1 protein-coding gene is annotated in these 1960 nt (G+C 35.5%); it reads right to left on the reverse strand.

The window, feature by feature from the left end; all coding sequences use genetic code 11:
• Positions 1-80 precede the first annotated feature (80 nt).
• A complete protein-coding gene (locus tag P9687_RS15935) occupies positions 81-1766 on the reverse strand; it encodes an IS1634 family transposase (protein WP_168986130.1) in 1686 nt (561 codons plus the stop codon).
• Positions 1767-1960: the final 194 nt, after the last annotated feature.

Raw genomic sequence — 1960 nt, forward strand, 5'->3', positions numbered from 1 at the left:
ATATCTTCTTATTTTTGAGGAATTTTCGATAAAATTCTTTTCAATTCGACATTCTTTTCATGAATTCCTCCTATTGTGTGTTATTCTCCTTTGTTTTCGACATTTTTTGACACGTATATTGATACATCATACCCGCATAATTCAATGATTTTTTTGGCTTGTGAATCAATATTATCGGGTAAGAGCCTTATTTTTTGTTGATTTTGATTTATAAGGATCACGGTAATATCTTCTAATTGCTCTAACAATGCTTGGCCTGTGGGTTGAGAGAGTTTCCTTTTTCCTTTCAAGATTAGAGATAGGTTCTTTTCTTTCAGTTCTTTTCTAACTCGATATTCTAAAATTCCATAGATTAATAAAGCCATCACATACACAATACCTAAGGCCTCAACCCTTTCTGGGGTTTTCAAGTAAATGGCATCAATCATTTGTGAATCTTTGATTAATCGGAAACGGGTCTCAGCGGCCGACTGTCCTTTATAAACCCTCAAAACTTCTTGATTGGATAGTGTCTCCTCATCTAATTTATTTGTGATTAAAACAAAAGTGCTGAGCATTTTTTTCTTATTTTCGATAAAATCATGATCTTTTTCAAACGATTCCAGTTGTATCTGATAGATTTGTTCTCGTTTTGTCTGTTCGTCCTTTTTAGGTCTTCCTCTCTTTTTTCGTTTGATAGGTTGATCACTCATCTGGACGTTTAGTTTATAACAGAAATATGAAGCCTTTTGTTTTTTCTTAAAAGATTGAATTGCTTCTAGTGCGTCCTCTTTACAATGAAAGATAACTTTACTCAGTTTTTCTATCTCTTTTTTTAATTGTATTTCTTCCTTTTCGATCGCCCGATTTAGGGTTTTCTCTTTTCGTTGATCTAAATTGTTTGAGTGGACAACAAGAAACCGGTAAGGAAGGTTTTGAATTTGTCTTTCAAAAGCTTGAATTTGGTAAATAGCTGCGTCTTTTTTATTGCTAAGTGAGCCTACCCTTTCCCAGTTATTGAGCAACCATGCCTCTTTCTTTAGTTCTGTGCTTAAACCGAATGTATCAGGTAAACGGGAAATAAACGATAAATTTTGTTGTTGAATTTCCGCTAGATTTTCCGTTGTGATTAATGCAGAATCGGCTTGATAAATGAGATTTTTCCAATCTTCATGGGAAAGGATTTTTCTCATCTTTTGAATGAATTCCACATTCCAAGATTTATCCGAAGTATTCCCATTTTCTACTTTTGCAAGGATAGGAATTCGTTCAGGTGTGACCCCCATCCCCAGAACGATTTGTTTTAAGTCAGGCCTATGGGCCTTACTATACCCGTACGTAATTTGCAGTCCATCTTCCTTCGGTTGCTTATATTCGCCGTAAACAGAAATTGAGGTTGTATCGTTATGCAGTATACCAATAGGAAGATTCAATTTTTTTAGTGCTTTTAATGCAAGGGTGGAATAGACTTTCCATGCTTCGGCTTCATACAAGTAATCTAATGCTCTTCCTAATGCATCATCATTTAATTGATCGGGTGAAACCGATGTATCGAAAAGCATCTCAGAATCTAGGTTTTGATAGAATTCATGAACCTTATAAAGGGGCTTGCCACTGCATAAAATGTTTAAGACAAGGGCTTTAATCCTTGTTCCGGGTGAGATATGACAACGGACAGAATCCCATTTGACTAAATCATTAATGGTTTTTTCGAGTTCTATTTCATCACACAGTTTAGATAAAAGTTGAGACGGCCCCACATGTAAGGTTAAAATTTGATCTGACATAAAAATTTCCTCATCTTCCCGTAATTAGATAATCATTCAATTCTACAAAGAAGGAGAAAATTCCTTTAAAAAAATCATAAAATGGAAAAATTTACGTGCGGAATATGCGCTTAAACCGCTTAACCCGGCATGGACGACGAACAGAAGCGGCGCGACAAACATAAATGAGAACTCAATCGGTTCGGTTACACCGG

The sequence above is a fragment of the Weizmannia sp. CD-2023 genome, assembly GCF_036225245.1.
Classification (GTDB): domain Bacteria; phylum Bacillota; class Bacilli; order Bacillales; family Bacillaceae_C; genus Weizmannia; species Weizmannia faecalis.

Excerpts from the sequence above, each read along its gene's own strand:
- P9687_RS15935 (WP_168986130.1), bottom strand. The coding sequence starts at position 1,766 with ATGTCAGATCAAATTTTAACCTTACATGTGGGGCCGTCTCAACTTTTA.